The organism is Actinomycetospora aurantiaca, assembly GCF_037401875.1.
Lineage (GTDB): Bacteria > Actinomycetota > Actinomycetes > Mycobacteriales > Pseudonocardiaceae > Actinomycetospora > Actinomycetospora aurantiaca.
Genome location: NZ_JBBEGN010000011.1, coordinates 119,894 through 134,824, shown reverse-complemented (window position 1 = coordinate 134,824; position 14,931 = coordinate 119,894). Strand labels below are relative to the sequence as shown.

Below are 14,931 nucleotides of genomic sequence, written 5' to 3'. Positions count from 1 at the left end.
CCCTCCTCGGGTGCGGGGCCGTCGTCGTCGAGCGGGTCAGAGGACCGGGCGGACCTCGCCGCGCCGCGTCTCCCAGCCCAGGGGTCGAGCTCCGCTGCGCTGCGTCTCCCACGGCCGCATGGACCGGTCGTAGGCGGCCCACGCCTGCCGCTGGGCGGCCGCCCGCCGGGCGAGGCCGGCGAGCAGACGAACGTCCGAGGCCGGGGTGTGCCCGTACTGCGGGCCCCGCGGCAGGGCGGGGTCCCGGTGGTCGGTGGTGTCGTTCGAGCGGGTGTCCGCGCCGTAGCGCACCACCGCGAGCCCGAGGACGGCGACGACGGCGAGGACGACGAGCATGGTGATCATGAGGAGTTCCTTCGGGTTCACGGGGTGATGTGGCTAGAGTGGCTGCCAAGTGACAGCCCGACCAGGTCCAGTCTGCCGCCAGTGGCAGGCAAATTGGCAGAAGTGGCAGGTGTGAGGTGGACCAACAGGTCGGGGGGCCGGCTCTCGTGCGGCACCTCGGGTCGTTCGCCGGGGGTCCGGTCGGCTACGCGGCGCTCGCCGGTCGCATCCGCACCCTGCTCGGCGACGGCCGGCTCGCCGTCGGGACCCGGGTGCCGAGCGAGCGGGAGCTCGCGCTCGCCCTCGGGATCGGGCGGGGCACGGTCGCGGCGGCGTACGAGCAGCTCCGCGAGAGCGGCCACCTGATCCGGCGCCGCGGCTCGGGCACCTGGACGGCGCTCCCGTCGACCGCCGACGGGCCCCCGTCCTCCCCCGCGCCGTTCGCGCCCAGCGGGGCCTTCGCGGTCTCGCCGGACCTCCCGGACGGCGTCATCGACCTCGCGCACGCCGCCCCGGCCGCCCCGGTCGACGCCATGACGGTCGCCGGGGCCGAGGCGCTGGCCGCGCTCCCGACCCACCTCGTCGGCCCGGGCTACGAGCTGCTCGGGACGACGCTGCTGCGCTCCGCGATCGCCGCCCGCCTGACCGCCCAGGGGCTGCCGACCACGCCCGACGAGGTCATGGTCACCGCCGGGGCCCAGCACGCCCACTCGCTCGCGGTCCGCGCGCTGGTCCGGCCCGGGGACCGTGTGCTCATCGAGCAGCCGACCTACCCCGGCGCGGTGGACCTCGTCCGCCACGCCTCGGCGCGGACGGTGCCGATGGCCCTCGACCGGGACGACCGCGGCCGGACCCGCTGGGACGTCGGCGCCTTCGCCACCGCGCTGCGGGAGTCCTCCCCCGCGCTGGCCTTCCTGGTCCCCGACCACCACAACCCCACGGGCGCGGTGATGGACGCCGAGACCCGGGGTGCCGTGGTCGCCGCCGCCCGGCGGCACGGGGTGCCGTTGGTCGTCGACGACTGCCTGCGCGAGATGTGGCTCGACGAGCCCGTCCCCCCGCCCCTCGGGGCGTGGGCGACGTCGGGCGGCGAGGCGCCGGTGCTGACCCTCGGGTCGATGAGCAAGACCGTCTGGGGCGGCCTGCGGATCGGCTGGATGCGGGGCCCGCGCGCGGTGCTGCGCCGGATCGCCACCAGCCGCGCCTCCGACGACATCGCCTCGCCGGTCCTGGAGCAGCTGGTCGCGGCAGGGCTGTTGGCCCGCCTCGACGACCTGCTCCCGGTGCGCCGCGCCGCGACGGCCGCGCAGCGCGACCACCTCGTCGCCGCGCTGCGTCGCGTGTTCCCGGAGTGGACCGTGCCCGTGCCCACCGGCGGGCTGTCGACCTGGATCGACCTCGGGGCCGCCCGGTCGAGTGCGCTGGTCGACGCGGCCGCCCGGCAGGGACTGCACCTCGCGGCCGGGCCGCGCTTCGGGATCGGCGGGGCGTTCGAGGGCTTCCTGCGCGTGCCCTACACCCACCGGGTCGACGTGCTCGACGACGCGGTGGAGCGGTTGGCGGCCGCGTGGGCCTCGCTGGGCTCCCTGCCCGCTCCCGCGCTCACCACCGTCGTCTGACATGCCTCCAGTCTCCGAGGGAGAGGGGCTGGACGACATGGCCGATCCACGGAGATAGTGGTCGGGTGACTTCAACTCTCGACGGCCGGACGCGCCCTCACCTGGAGAACGACAAGGGCCTGCTGGACGACGTCAACCTGGCCATCCTGCGGGCCCTCGCCGAGGACCCGCGGCGGTCGATGAGCGCGCTCGCGCGGGCCGTGGGGATGTCCGCGCCCGCGGTCACCGAACGGGTGCAGCGGCTCGAGCGCACCGGGGTGATCCGGGGCTACCGCCTCGACGTCGACCCGGCGGCGGTCGGCTTCCCGATCGGGGCCTGGGTGCGGGTCCGGCCCGCGCTCGGCCAGGGCAAGGCGCTCGAGCAGATCGTGGCCCGGACCCCGGAGGTGGTGGAGGCGCACCGCATCACCGGGGAGGACTGCCTGCTGGTGCGGATCCAGGTCCGCGACGTCGCCGACCTGGACCGGGTGCTCGAGCTGTGGATCGAGCGCGGCTCCACGGTCACCTCGGTCATCAAGACCTCACTGGTGGAGCCGCGGCCGGTCGGCATCGACGGCTGACGCCGGGCCGCACACCGCGGCGAGGAAGCGCAGGACCCGTCGGGTGGTGTCGCGGTCGGCCGCGGCCTGGCCGGCCCGCTCCCCGCCGAGGGCGATCCCGGCGGACCAGGGAGCGTCGGTGGGCACCGTCCCCAGGCGGGTGAGGTGCCCCGCCCCGGGGTGGGAGACGTGCTCGTCGTCCGCGCGGGCGCGGCGGCGGACCAGCTCGACGGCCATCGGGCCGCCCGGCCACACCTCGTCGTCGTCGCCGGAGACCAGCAGCAGCGGCGCGGCGACCCGCTCGGCGGCGATCTCACCCGGCCCGCCGGCGGCGAGGCCGGAGCGGTAGGCCGGCCGCAGTCGGAGCAGGCTCGGCCGGTGGGCGCGCTCGTCGGCGTCGAGCCGCCACGCGTTCCGCACGATCTGCGGCATGAGCGCCCCGGTCGGCAACGGCCGGAACGGCACCGGGCGGCCGGCGATCGTCCAGGAGCCGGTGTCCGGGATCCCGCCCTCGTCGCCCACGGCCTGCCAGGTCACGCTGCTCGGACTGACCAGGACGAGCCCGCGGAGCGTGGCCGCCCCCGGCGCCGCACAGGCGGCGAGCAGGCCCTCGGCGCCCCGGGAGATCCCCATCGCGACGAGACGTCCGGCGTCGACGTCGTCGCGACCGGCCAGGGTGCTCACCGCGGCGGTGAAGCGCTCGAGGGGCACCTCGGTGATGGCGACCTGACCGTCGGGCCCCGGCTCGACCCAGCTCGCGGCGAGCGCCGCGAACCCGTGCGAGGCGAGCAGCAACGCGGCGCCGATCTGCGACTCGTGCCCGCCCTCGGACCCGCCGAGGCAGACCACGCCCGGCCGGCCGCCCGGCGGCGGGTCGCCCGCGGGCAGCGCGAGCAGGCCCGGTCGGCCCTGCACCGGGCACGGTTCGGTCCGCACCCCGGGGTCCGCGGGACGGCGCCGCACCACGACCCCGCCCGACGGGCCGCTCTCGACGGCCGCGCGCACGGTCACCAGCCAGGGCTCGGCCGGCGGGACGAAGAGGTCGGGCACCGCGCCCGGCTCGGCGAAGCGCATCGCCCAGAGCGGTGCCTCGGGGTCGGCGGTGGACCAGTCGCCGCGCACCGGGGAGGTCACGGCGACGTCGACGGCGCCGTCGGGTCCCGCGAGGAGGTCCGCCGTCGACCGCCACGTCCGACCGACGAGGTCGGTGCCCTCGCTGGTGACCCGCACGGTCGCCCCGGCCGGGGCGCCGTGCACGAGCACCCCGAACGGCTCGTCGTGCCGGGAGTCGGGAGGCGCCACGACGACGAGCCCGGCTGCGGCGGGCGGCGCCGGCACCCGCTGGGAGGTGGGCGACGGGTCGGCCGTGGACCGGGCGTCGAGTCTCGCGCTCGCCTGCTCGAACCAGGGCGGGAACGCGCCGGACACGGCGCCGGCCAGCCCGAGCAGCACGAACGGCGCCACCCAGTAGCAGACGACCGAGAGGGTGTCCCCGGCGTCGCGGATCGTCGCCTCCCCGTCGAGGACCGGCGGGATCGCCGACACGACCGTCATCGCCGCGAAGACCCCGACCCACATCCACGTCATCGCCGTGGTGATGACCCGGAACCCGTCGGAGCGCGCGGTCGCCGCGTCCACCGACGCGGTCGCGTAGTCCCGGACGAAGGGGTGCCCGGTCAGCACCCCCGCCAGGGCGACCACGAGCAGCCCGGCGTTGCCCAGGGGCTGCAGCCAGCGCTCCAGGACGGGGTCGGGTACGACGAGCGCGGCGACGGCCAGGACGACGAAGACCCCGAGGTTGCCGAGGTCGAACGCCGTGGGCCGGGTGCCCCGGGCGCGGCTGACGGCGGTCCCGAGCACGGCGACCCCGAAGGCCGCCAGCACGGCGACCGTGAAGGGCGCGTTCCCGACGAGCACCCAGTAGACGATCCACGGCACGAAGCCCAGGACGACGGCCATCGTCTCCCACCCCTCCCGCCGCGGACGACGACGGCGCGTGACGATGCTGCGCCGTCCGGGCGGGTGGGGACCAGCACGGACCGGTCACGCGCCCGGCGAGGGCTCCTCACCGAGGTCGCTGGCCAGGTGGTCCTGGTAGGCCGCGAGGTCGAGCAGGCCGTGGCCGCAGTAGTTGAACAGGATGACCCGTTCCTCGTTCTTCGCGGTCGCGTCGTTCGCCTCGGCGATCGCGGAGGCGATCCCGTGGCCGGCCTCGGGGGCGGGCAGCTTGCCCTCGACACGGGCGAAGAGCACGTTCGCCTCGAACACCGCCTTCTGCCGGTGCGCGACGGCCTCCATCCGGCCCTCGTGGACCAGCTTGGAGATGATCGGCGAGTCGCCGTGGTAGCGCAGCCCGCCGGCGTGGATGCCGGGCGGCATGAAGTCGTGGCCCAGGGTGTACATGTTCATCATCGGCGTCAGCCCCTGGACGTCGCCGAAGTCGTACTCGTAGGTGCCCTGGGTCAGGGTCGGGCACGACGCGGGCTCGGCGGCGAGCAGCCGCACCGCGGGGTCCGGCAGGAACGGCAGGGCGAGGCCGCCGAGGTTGGAGCCGCCACCACAGGGCGCGATCACGACGTCGGGTCGGGTCTCCCCGGCGAGCGCCAGCTGCTGCTGGGCCTCCAGCCCGATCACGGTCTGGTGCAGCAGGACGTGGTTGAGCACCGAGCCGAGCGCGTAGTGGGTGTCCTCGCGGCCCATCGCGTCGCGGACCGCGTCCGAGATGGCCGAGCCGAGACTCCCCGCGTTCGACGGGTCGTCGATCGGCGAGGGGACGACCGTGCCACCCCAGGTCTCCATGATGACCTTGCGGTACGGCTTCTGCTCGAAGCTCTTGCGCACCATGTAGACCGCGCACTCGAGGTCGTACTGCGCGCAGGCGAACGAGAGCGCGGTGCCCCACTGGCCGGCACCGGTCTCGGTGGAGAGCCGGGTGATGCCCTCGCGGGCGTTGTAGAAGGCCTGCGGCACCGCGGAGTTCGGCTTGTGCGACCCGGCCGGCGAGACGGACTCGTCCTTGAAGTAGATGCGGGCCGTGGTGCCGAGCGCCGCCTCCAGACGGCGGGCCCGCACCAGCGGGGTGGGCCGCCACAGCCGCAGGACGTCGAGCACCTCACCCGGGACGTCGATCCACGGGTCGGTGGACATCTCCTGGCCGATGAGCTCGCCGGCGAAGAGCGGGGCGAGGTCGTCCGGCCCGACCGGTTCGCGCGTCGCGGGATGCAGCGGCGGGTCGAGGGGGCTGGACAGGTGCGGGGCGACGTTGAACCAGGCCGAGGGGATCTCGGCCTGGCTCAACGAGAAACGTGTGTCGGTGATCTCCGGCGCGACCATGCGCCGGAGTCTGCCTCAGTTCTCGCCGCGGCGGGCCCGCAGCTTGGCCAGGGCCTCCTCGAGCAGCGCCTCGCCGTCGGCGTCGCTGCGGCGCTCCTTCACGTACGCGAGGTGCGTCTTGTAGGGCTCGGTGCGCCGCGCCGGCGGCGGGTTCTTCATGTCGGTGTTCGCCGGCAGGCCGCAGCGCGGGCAGTCCCAGGTGCCCGGCAGCTCGGCGTCGTGGGCGAACGACGGCCGCGTCTCGTGGCCGTTCGAGCACCAGAAGGAGACGACGACGCGCGCCGCGCTCTCCCCCCGCTCGGACTCCCCCATCGGACCGGACCCGACCCGGGTCCCCCGGATCGCGTTGCCAGTGGCCATGTCGGCGTTACCTCCGCATCGTCACCGGGCCCGGGTGTGGGTCCGGGCCGGTCGTCAACCTTCGATCTTGATGAGCAGGCCCGTCCCGACGATCGCGATCAGCCAGATCGCGCCGACGAACAGGGTGAGGCGGTCGAGGTTCTTCTCGACCACGCTGGAGCCGGCGAGGCTGGACTGCACCCCACCTCCGAACAGCGACGAGAGACCACCGCCGCGGCCGCGGTGCAGCAGCACGAGCAGCACCAGCAGCACGCTGGACACGATGAGCAGGATCTCCAGGAACAGTCGCATCGCGGGCTCCGTGACCTCCAGGTCTTCTCCGCCCCGGGATGCGGGGCGTGCGTTCGTGCGTCACACTACCCGGCCCCTCCGACCGGGGGGTGCGGGGTCACACCTCTCAACGATCATCGGGCCGACCGGGAACGACCGAAGGGCCCCTCCGCTCGATCTACTCGACCGGAGGGGCCCTTCGCTCGACGGGACCTACAGCGGGCCGCCCGCCGCGAGCGCGCACAGTTCGGCGAAGCCCTCGGCGTCGAGGGACGCCCCGCCGACGAGCGCGCCGTCGACGTCGGACTGCGCCACCAGCTCCTTGACGTTGCCGGACTTCACCGACCCGCCGTAGAGGATGCGCACCGCGTCGGCCACCGCGCCGCCGTGCACCTCGCGCAGCCGCTCCCGGAGGGCGTGGCAGACCTCCTGGGCGTCCTGCGTGGTCGCGGTCTTCCCGGTGCCGATGGCCCACACCGGCTCGTAGGCGACGACGACCCGGCCCACCTGCTCGGACGACAGGCCCGCCAGCGACCCGTCGAGCTGGCCGGTGCAGTGCTCCACGTGGCCACCGGCGTCGCGGACGTCCTCGCCCTCGCCGAGGCACAGGATCGGCGTCAGCCCGTGCTCCAGGGCCTTGGCGACCTTGCGGGCCACCAGGGCGTCGTCCTCGCCGTGGACCGTGCGCCGCTCGGAGTGCCCCAGCACCACGTAGGTGCAGCCCAGCTTCGCGAGCATCGCCGCGGACACGTCACCGGTGAACGCGCCCGACTCCTCCGGCGAGCAGTCCTGCCCGCCGTAGGTGATCGGCATCGAGTCGGCCTCGATCACCGTCTGCACGCTGCGCAGGTCGGTGAACGGCGGGCACACGGCCACGTCGACGTGGTCGTAGTACTTCGTCGGCAGCCCGAAGTAGAGCTTCTGCACCACGCCGATGGCCTCGAGGTGGTTGAGGTTCATCTTCCAGTTGCCGGCGATCAGGGGCTTGCGCGCCACCTAGGACCCCTCCTCGAGGACCGCGATCCCGGGCAGGTCCTCGCCCTCCAGGAACTCCAGCGACGCGCCGCCGCCGGTCGAGATGTGCCCGAAGCGCTCCTCGTCGAGCCCGGCGGCGCGGATCGCGGACGCGGAGTCGCCGCCGCCGATCACGGAGAACGCGGGCGAGTCGGCCACGGCCTCCGCGACCCCGGTGGTGCCGGCCGCGAACGGCTCCATCTCGAACACGCCCATCGGGCCGTTCCAGAACACCGTGGCGGCGTCGGCGAGCTTCTCGCCGAACAGCCGGACGGTCTCCGGCCCGACGTCGAGCCCCATCCAGCCGTCCGGGATCTCGGTGACCGGCACCGTGCGGGTGTTCGCGTCGGCCGCGAACGCATCCGCGACGACGACGTCGGCCGGCAGGACGAGCGTCTCGGAGTACCGCGACAGCAGGTCCTTGCACGTGTCGACCTGGTCGGCCTCGAGCTTCGAGCCGCCGACGTCGTTGCCCTCGGCGGCGAGGAACGTGAAGCACATCGCCCCGCCGACGAGCAGCGTGTCGACCTTCGGCAGCAGGTTCTGCAGCACCGCGAGCTTGTCGGAGACCTTCGACCCGCCCAGGATCACGACGTAGGGCCGGTCCGGGTCGCCGGTGAGCCGCCGCAGGACCTCGGTCTCGCGGGCGACGAGGTCGCCGCCGTAGGCCGGGAGCTTGCGGGCCACCTCGTACACCGAGGCCTGCTCGCGGTGCACCACGCCGAAGCCGTCGGAGACGAACGCCCCGCCCGGCACCAGCTCGGCGAGCTCGGTGGCGAGCGCGTCGCGCTCCCCGGCCGAACCTGTCTCGCGCGGCTCGCACCGGACGTTCGCGAGCATGGCCACACCGCCGGCGGTCACCGCCGCCGCGACGTCCCGGGCGGACTGCCCGACGACGTCCTCGGCGAGCGACACGCGCTGGTCGAGCAGCTGCCCGAGCCGCCCGGCGACCGGGGCGAGGCTGGACCGCTTGTCCCGGCCCAGCGGCTCCGGGTCCTTGACCCGACCCAGATGGGCCATCACCAGCAGCCTCGCGCCCGCCCCGACCAGCTTGGTGATCGTCGGCAGCGCAGCACGGATCCGGCCGTCGTCGGTGATCGAGTAGCCGTCGAGCGGGACGTTGAAGTCCGCCCGCAGGAGGACGTACCGGTCCTGGACGCCCTCGGCAATCAGGTCGTCGACGGTCCGCATCAGAGCTTCGAACCCACGAGCGTGGTGAGGTCCACGACGCGGTTCGAGTAGCCCCACTCGTTGTCGTACCAGCCGATGATCTTCACGGTGTTGCCGTTGAGCACCTTCGTCATGCCGGAGTCGAACGTGCACGACGCCGGGGTGCCGACGATGTCGGTGGAGACGATCGGGTCCTCGGTGTAGACCAGGACCCCCTTGAGCTCGCCCTCGGCGGCCTTCCGGAACGCCTCGTTGACCTGCTCGACGGTGACCTCCTGGTCGAGCGTCGCGGTCAGGTCGGTCACCGAGCCGTCCGGCACCGGCACGCGCATCGCGACGCCGTTGAGTTTGCCCTCGAGCTCCGGGAGCGCGAGCGCGGTCGCCTGGGCCGCACCCGTCGTCGTCGGGATGATGTTGACGGCGGCGGCACGGGCGCGGCGCAGGTCCTTGTGCGGGGCGTCGTGGACGCGCTGGTCGCCGGTGTAGGCGTGGACCGTCGTCATGAAGCCGGTCTGCAGGCCGAACGCGTCGTGCAGCACCTTCGCCATCGGCGCCACGCAGTTCGTGGTGCAGGAGGCGTTGGAGAGGATGTTCTGCGAGCCGTCGTAGGCCTTGTCGTTGATGCCCATGACGACGGTGAGGTCCTCGCCCTTGGCCGGGGCGGAGATGACGACCTTCTTGGCTCCGGCCTTGAGGTGCTTCCCGGCCGAGTCGGCGTCGGTGAAGATGCCCGAGGACTCGATGACGATGTCGACGCCCAGGTCGCCCCAGGGCAGGTCGGCTGGGTCGCGCTCGGCGAAGGCCTTGACCTCGGTGCCGTTGACGATCAGCGCGGAGTCGTTGTACTCGACCGTGCCGTCGAACCGGCCGTGCACCGAGTCGTAGCGCAGCAGGTGCGCCAGCGTCTTGTTGTCGGTGATGTCGTTGACCGCCAGCACCTCGATGTCGGCAGTACCGGCGGCGCGCTGGACCTCGAGCGCGCGGAAGACGTTCCGTCCGATGCGGCCGAAGCCGTTGATGCCGATCTTGATCGTCACGCGCAGTCCTGTCTCTTCGTGGTGTCCGTGCTGGCAGGGCCGACCCTAACGAAGCCGACGAGGGGCCCGCATCGTCGCGAGCGCCTCACCTGCGCACGCTGACCAGCGGATTCAGCGCTCCCGCCCCGCGGGGACCTCCACCATCTCGTCGTCCTCCATGTCGGCCGTGACCGCGGCGGAGGTGTCGGGGACCCGCAGGTCCTTGGCCTTCTTGTCGGCCATCGCGAGCAGGCGGCGGATGCGCCCGGCGACGGCGTCCTTGGTCATCGGCGGATCTGCCAGCTGCCCGAGCTCCTCCAGCGAGGCCTGCTCGTGCTGCACCCGCAGCCGCCCGGCGGTGATCAGGTGGTCGGGGACCTCGTCGCCCAGCAGTTCGAGGGCCCGGTTGACCCGCGCGGACGCCGTGACCGCGGCCTTGACCGAGCGGCGCAGGTTGGCGTCGTCGAAGTTCGCGAGCCGGTTCGCCGTCGCGCGCACCTCCCGGCGCATCCGGCGCTCCTCCCACTGCAGCACCGACGAGTGGGCGCCGATCCGGGTGAGCAGGGCGCCGATCGCGTCGCCGTCGCGGACGACGACACGGTCCGCCCCGCGGACCTCGCGGGCCTTCGCGGCCACACCAAGCCGGCGCGCGGCGCCGACCAGCGCCATCGCGGCCTCCATGCCCGGGCACGTGATCTCCAGCGCGGACGACCGGCCGGGCTCGGTGAGCGAGCCGTGCGCGAGGAAGGCGCCCCGCCACGCGGCCTCGGCGTCGCAGACCCCGCCCGAGACGACCTGCGGCGGCAGCCCGCGCACCGGGCGGCCGCGCGGGTCGAGCAGACCGGTCTGGCGGGCGAGGGAGTCGCCGTCGGCCGCGACCCGCACCACGTAGCGGGTGCCCTTGCGCAGGTTGCCCTGCGAGAGCACGTGCACCTCGGGCTGGTGGCCGTAGAGCTCGTGGATCTCCCGACGGAGGCGGCGCGCCGCGTTCCCGGTGTCCAGCTCGGCCTCGACGACGACCCGGCCGTTCACGATGTGCAGCCCGCCCCCGAACCGGAGCAGCGCCGACACCTCCGCCCGCCGGCAGCAGGTCTTCGTGACGGCGAGACGGCTCAGCTCGTCCTTCACCGCAGCGGTCATGGCCACCGTAGGTCCTCCTCGTCATGGCGGTAGGCGCCGTCGGTGGGCGTGAAGAACACGTCCGCTCCGAGGCGGCGCCGTGCCGCTCTCCCCCAGGTCTCGACGCGCGCGTCCCACTCGTCGTCGGGCACGCGCTCGCGCGAGGCGGCACTGCCCGCCGCCTCGCGCAGGGCCCCGGCCAGTGCCACGGCATCGTGGCGCGGGGCGCCGTCGGGCTCGCCGACGGATGTGAACAGGGTGGTCGCGCCGAACGCCTCCGCGCCGCGGCGCAGGCGGTCGGGCTCCGGCGTCGCCTCGGGATCCGCGACGACGACGTCGAGGCGCAGCCGCGGGGCGTGCTCGGCCAGGGCGTCGAGGTGCTGCTCGGGCGAGAAGCCGGCCGTCTCCCCCGGCTGCGGGGCGAGGTTGAGCACCAGGACCCGGCGCGCCTCGGTCTCGGTCAGTGCCGTGAACAGCTCGGGCACCAGCAGGTGCGGCATGACGCTGGTGAACCAGGAGCCGGGCCCGAGGGTGACCACGTCCGCCGTCCGGATCGCCTCGACGGCCTCCGCGCACGCCTTGGGGCGGCGCGGGACCAGCCGGACCTGCCGGACCTGGCCCGGCGTCGTCGCGACCGCGACCTGGCCCCGGATGCGGTGCGCGATGTCGTCGTCGGTCGCGCGCGAGGACGACAGACCCAGCCCGGTGACGTCGGCCTCGAGGTCGACCGGCATCGGGCTCATCGGCAGCACGCGGCCGCGGACGCCGAGCAGGCGGCAGGCCTCGTCGAGGGCCGCGACCGGCTCGCCGAGCACGTCGAGCAGGCCCGCGAGCACGAGGTTCCCGACGGCGTGCCCCGCGAGCGCCCCCGACCCGCCGAAGCGGTGCTCGAAGAGGCGGCGCCAGGCGGACGTGTCGGTCGGGCCCGGGTGGTCGCGCTCCGCGAGGGCGTCCAGGGCCATCCGCAGGTCGCCCAGCGGCAGGATGTCCAGCTCGCGGCGGATCCGGCCAGACGACCCGCCGTCGTCCCCGACCGTCACCACCGCCGTGACGTCGTCGGTCAGCCGCCGCAGGGCCCGCAACGTCGCGTGCAGGCCGTGCCCGCCGCCGAGAGCGGTCGCGCGGAACGGGGAACCGGGGCCGTCACCGTTGCCGTTGACCCCGCTCACTCGCGCCCCACGTCCCGGTGCGACACGGTCACCCGCACCCCGTCCTCGCCGGCCATCCGGCGGGCGATCTCCTCGGCGATCGCGACGCTGCGGTGCTTGCCGCCGGTGCAGCCGATCGCGACCGTCAGGTACCGCTTGCCCTCGCGGCGGTACCCGACGCCGACGATGCGCAGCAGCTCCAGGTAGCGGTCGACGAACTCCGCCGCACCCTCCTGGGAGAGCACGTAGTCGCTGACCACCTCCTCGCGGCCGTCGTGCTCGCGCAGCTCGGGAATCCAGTGCGGGTTGGGCAGGAACCGCACGTCGACGACGAGGTCGGCGTCCTGGGGCAGGCCGTGCTTGTAGCCGAACGAGAGCACGGTGACTGTCGAGGCCACCTCCGCGGCGCTCTCGTGGAAGGCCTCCTCGATCGCCTTGCGCAGCTCGTGCACCGACCGGTTGGAGGTGTCGACGACGAGGTCGGCCAGGTCGCGCAGCGGGGCCAGCAGCTCCCGCTCGGCGTCGATGCCGTCGACGAGCCGGCCGTCGCCCTGCAGCGGGTGGGAGCGCCGGTTGGACTCGAAGCGGCGGATGAGCACGCTGTCGTCCGCGTCGAGGAAGACCACCCGCGGGCGGGCGCCGCGGGTGTCGAGCTCCTTGATCGCGGCCCCCAGGTCGGCGGTGAAGGCCCGGCTGCGGACGTCCATGACGACGGCGATCCGGGTCACCTGCCCCTGCGACCGGGCGCCGAGGTCGACGACGGTCTCGAGCAGCTCGGGCGGGAGGTTGTCCACCACGAACCACCCGAGGTCCTCGAGGACCTTTGCCGCGGTGCTCCGCCCCGCTCCCGAGACCCCGGTGACGATCGCGACCTCCACCCCACCGTCACTCACGATGCCTCCCCCGAGTCCATGGTCGAGCTCCGCTGCGCTGCGTCTCCGGCGTTGAGCGCGTGCAGGACCGCCTCCGCGGTCCGCTTCCCCACGCCGGGCACTTCGGTGATCTGCTCGACGGTCGCGGCCCGCAGCTTCTTCACCGAGCCGAAGTGCTTGATCAGTGCGGCCTTGCGTGACGACCCGAGCCCGGGCACCCCGTCGAGCTCCGAGGTCGTCATCCGGGCCGACCGCTTCTGGCGGTGGTAGGTGATCGCGAAGCGGTGCGCCTCGTCGCGCACGCGCTGCAGCAGGTAGAGCGCCTCGGAGGTACGCGGCAGGATGGCCGGCATCTCGTCGCCGGGCAGCCAGACCTCCTCCAGACGCTTCGCCAGGCCGCAGACCGCCACGTCGGTGATCCCGAGCTCGGAGAGCACCTCCTGCGCGGCCGCGACCTGCGGCGCCCCGCCGTCGACGACGAGCAGGTTCGGCGCGTAGGAGAACTTGCGCGGGCGGCCCGTCGTCGGGTCGATGCCCGGCAGCGGCCCGTCGATCTCGGCCGGGTCGATCTCCCGCGACGCCGGCGAGCCGTCGGGGGTCTCGCCGGAGCACGACGTCGTCGTCGGGTCGTGCTCGTGGTCCTCGGCGGTCTCGCGCAGGTAGCGCTGGAAGCGGCGCCGCACGACCTCGGCGATCGCCGTGACGTCGCCGCCCTCCGCGCCGCCGCGGATCGCGAACCGCCGGTAGTCCGACTTCTTCGGCAGGCCGTCCTCGAACACCACGAGGCTCGCGACGACGTCGGACCCCTGCACGTGGCTGACGTCGGTGCACTCGATGCGCAGCGGCGCCGAGTCGAGCTCCAGGTACTCCTGGATCTCCTCCAGCGCGGCGCTGCGGGCGGTGAGGTCGCCGGCGCGCTTGAGCTTGTGCTGGGTGAGCGACTCCTTGGCGTTGCGCTCCACGGTCTCGGCGAGCGTGCGCTTGTCGCCCCGCTGCGCGACGCGCACGCTCACCCGGCTCCCGCGCAGCCCGCTCAGCCACTGGGTGAGGACGGCGTGGTCCTCGGGCAGGGCCGGCACCAGCACCTCGCGCGGGACCGGCTGCACCGCGTCGTCGGCCGAGTCGGCCAGGGCGGCCTGCTCGCCGTAGAACTGCGACAGGAACTGCCCGACGAGGACCTCGAGCGAGTCCTCCTCGCCCCGCTCCACCACCCACCCGCGCTGTCCGCGCACCCGACCACCGCGGACGTGGAAGACCTGGACGGCCGCCTCGAGCGGGTCGAGGGCGAACGCGACGACGTCGGCGTCGGTGCCGTCGCCGAGCACGACCGCCTGCTTCTCGACGACCCGCTTGAGCGCCCCGGCGTCGTCGCGCAGCCGGGCGGCCCGCTCGAAGTCCATCTCGGCCGATGCGGTCTGCATCTCTTTCTCGATGCGGCTGATCAGCTGGTCGGTGTGGCCGGCGAGGAAGTCGCAGAAGTCGAGCACGATCTGCCGGTGCTCCTCGGCGGAGACGCGGCCGACGCACGGCGCGGCGCACTTGCCGATGTAGCCGAACATGCACGGCCGCCCGATCTGGCCGTGGCGCTTGAAGACCCCGGGCGAGCACACCCGGGCCGGGAAGACGCGCGTGAGGAGCTTGAGCGTCTCGCGGATGGCCCAGGCGTGCGCGTAGGGGCCGAAGTACCGGACGCCCTTGCGGCGGGGCCCGCGGTACACCTTGAGCTGCGGGTACTCCTCGTTCAGCGTCACCGCGAGGACCGGGTAGGTCTTGTCGTCGCGGTAGCGGACGTTGAACTGCGGGTCGTACTCCTTGATCCAGTTGTACTCGAGCTGGAGGGCCTCGACCTCGGTGCCGACCACGGTCCACTGGACGGCGGCCGCGGTGGTGACCATCCGGCGCGTGCGGGGGTGCAGGCCCGAGAGGTCGGCGAAGTAGGAGTTCAGGCGGCTGCGGAGGCTCTTGGCCTTGCCGACGTAGATCACGCGGCCGCCCGCGTCGGAGAACCGGTAGACGCCAGGCGCCTCCGGGATGGTTCCCGGGGCGGGGCGGTAGGTGCTCGGATCGGCCATGGCGAGCACCAGCGTAGGCGTGTCTCCTCAGCGTGTCGGCGTGCACCCAAGCGGGTGGTGTCGGCGTGTCGTTCG

At 73.9% G+C, this 14,931-nt stretch carries 14 protein-coding genes; 2 read left to right on the top strand and 12 right to left on the bottom strand.

The genetic code is table 11. The features are described 5' to 3' along the window. Positions 1–36: 36 nt before the first annotated feature. Complete coding sequence (locus WCD74_RS20845; protein WP_337696791.1) at positions 37–345, bottom strand: hypothetical protein; 309 nt, start codon at positions 343–345, stop codon at positions 37–39. Between the two features lie 116 nt (positions 346–461). Here WCD74_RS20845 and yczR point away from each other — a divergent pair, with 116 nt between their 5' ends. Both yczR and WCD74_RS20835 read left to right on the top strand, forming a co-directional pair. After that, a complete protein-coding gene (gene yczR / locus WCD74_RS20840) occupies positions 462–1,943 on the top strand; it encodes a MocR-like transcription factor YczR (RefSeq protein ID WP_337696790.1) in 1,482 nt (493 codons plus the stop codon). 65 nt (positions 1,944–2,008) lie between these two features. After that, positions 2,009–2,503, top strand: a complete 495-nt coding sequence (locus WCD74_RS20835; RefSeq protein ID WP_337696789.1) for an Lrp/AsnC family transcriptional regulator — start codon at positions 2,009–2,011, stop codon at positions 2,501–2,503. Here WCD74_RS20835 and WCD74_RS20830 read toward each other — a convergent pair. From WCD74_RS20830 to uvrC, 11 genes are all read right to left on the bottom strand, one after another. After that, positions 2,465–4,441: an acyl-CoA thioesterase/bile acid-CoA:amino acid N-acyltransferase family protein gene (locus tag WCD74_RS20830; RefSeq protein ID WP_337696788.1), complete on the bottom strand. Its 1,977-nt coding sequence runs from the start codon at positions 4,439–4,441 to the stop codon at positions 2,465–2,467. The genes WCD74_RS20835 and WCD74_RS20830 overlap by 39 nt on opposite strands. An 84-nt stretch (positions 4,442–4,525) precedes the next feature. Continuing rightward, positions 4,526–5,815 carry a TrpB-like pyridoxal phosphate-dependent enzyme gene (locus WCD74_RS20825; RefSeq protein WP_337696787.1) on the bottom strand — a complete coding sequence of 430 codons (1,290 nt, stop codon included), beginning with the start codon at positions 5,813–5,815 and terminating at the stop codon, positions 4,526–4,528. 15 nt (positions 5,816–5,830) lie between these two features. Continuing rightward, positions 5,831–6,175, bottom strand: coding sequence for an RNA polymerase-binding protein RbpA (locus WCD74_RS20820; RefSeq protein ID WP_337696786.1), 345 nt, complete (start codon positions 6,173–6,175; stop codon positions 5,831–5,833). Positions 6,176–6,229: 54 nt separating this feature from the next. Further along, positions 6,230–6,466, bottom strand: coding sequence for a preprotein translocase subunit SecG (gene secG / locus WCD74_RS20815; protein WP_018333624.1), 237 nt, complete (start codon positions 6,464–6,466; stop codon positions 6,230–6,232). Between the two features lie 192 nt (positions 6,467–6,658). Then, the gene (gene tpiA / locus WCD74_RS20810; RefSeq protein ID WP_337696785.1) at positions 6,659–7,441 is read right to left on the bottom strand and encodes a triose-phosphate isomerase; all 783 of its coding nucleotides are present in this window, start codon (positions 7,439–7,441) and stop codon (positions 6,659–6,661) included. Then, positions 7,442–8,650 carry a phosphoglycerate kinase gene (locus WCD74_RS20805; RefSeq protein ID WP_337696784.1) on the bottom strand — a complete coding sequence of 403 codons (1,209 nt, stop codon included), beginning with the start codon at positions 8,648–8,650 and terminating at the stop codon, positions 7,442–7,444. Continuing rightward, positions 8,650–9,666 (bottom strand): type I glyceraldehyde-3-phosphate dehydrogenase, encoded by a 1,017-nt coding sequence (gene gap, locus WCD74_RS20800; RefSeq protein ID WP_337696783.1) that lies wholly within the window; start codon positions 9,664–9,666, stop codon positions 8,650–8,652. Before gap ends, WCD74_RS20805 begins: the two co-directional genes overlap by 1 nt. Positions 9,667–9,777: 111 nt before the next feature. Then, positions 9,778–10,791, bottom strand: a complete 1,014-nt coding sequence (whiA, locus tag WCD74_RS20795; protein ID WP_337696782.1) for a DNA-binding protein WhiA — start codon at positions 10,789–10,791, stop codon at positions 9,778–9,780. Further along, positions 10,782–11,933 carry a gluconeogenesis factor YvcK family protein gene (locus tag WCD74_RS20790; protein WP_337696781.1) on the bottom strand — a complete coding sequence of 384 codons (1,152 nt, stop codon included), beginning with the start codon at positions 11,931–11,933 and terminating at the stop codon, positions 10,782–10,784. Before WCD74_RS20790 ends, whiA begins: the two co-directional genes overlap by 10 nt. Beyond that, positions 11,930–12,805 carry an RNase adapter RapZ gene (rapZ, locus tag WCD74_RS20785; RefSeq protein WP_337696780.1) on the bottom strand — a complete coding sequence of 292 codons (876 nt, stop codon included), beginning with the start codon at positions 12,803–12,805 and terminating at the stop codon, positions 11,930–11,932. The genes WCD74_RS20790 and rapZ overlap by 4 nt, the downstream gene beginning before the upstream one ends. Beyond that, positions 12,802–14,856, bottom strand: coding sequence for an excinuclease ABC subunit UvrC (gene uvrC / locus WCD74_RS20780; RefSeq protein WP_337696779.1), 2,055 nt, complete (start codon positions 14,854–14,856; stop codon positions 12,802–12,804). The genes rapZ and uvrC overlap by 4 nt, the downstream gene beginning before the upstream one ends. Positions 14,857–14,931 lie beyond the last annotated feature (75 nt).

Bases quoted from the DNA above. Each gene is read 5' to 3' on its own strand.
- WCD74_RS20805 (WP_337696784.1), bottom strand. From the start codon at position 8,650: ATGCGGACCGTCGACGACCTGATTGCCGAGGGCGTCCAGGACCGGTAC.
- secG (WP_018333624.1), bottom strand. From the start codon at position 6,466: ATGCGACTGTTCCTGGAGATCCTGCTCATCGTGTCCAGCGTGCTGCTG.
- WCD74_RS20845 (WP_337696791.1), bottom strand. From the start codon at position 345: ATGATCACCATGCTCGTCGTCCTCGCCGTCGTCGCCGTCCTCGGGCTC.
- WCD74_RS20830 (WP_337696788.1), bottom strand. From the start codon at position 4,441: ATGGCCGTCGTCCTGGGCTTCGTGCCGTGGATCGTCTACTGGGTGCTC.
- WCD74_RS20825 (WP_337696787.1), bottom strand. From the start codon at position 5,815: ATGGTCGCGCCGGAGATCACCGACACACGTTTCTCGTTGAGCCAGGCC.
- uvrC (WP_337696779.1), bottom strand. From the start codon at position 14,856: ATGGCCGATCCGAGCACCTACCGCCCCGCCCCGGGAACCATCCCGGAG.
- WCD74_RS20820 (WP_337696786.1), bottom strand. From the start codon at position 6,175: ATGGCCACTGGCAACGCGATCCGGGGGACCCGGGTCGGGTCCGGTCCG.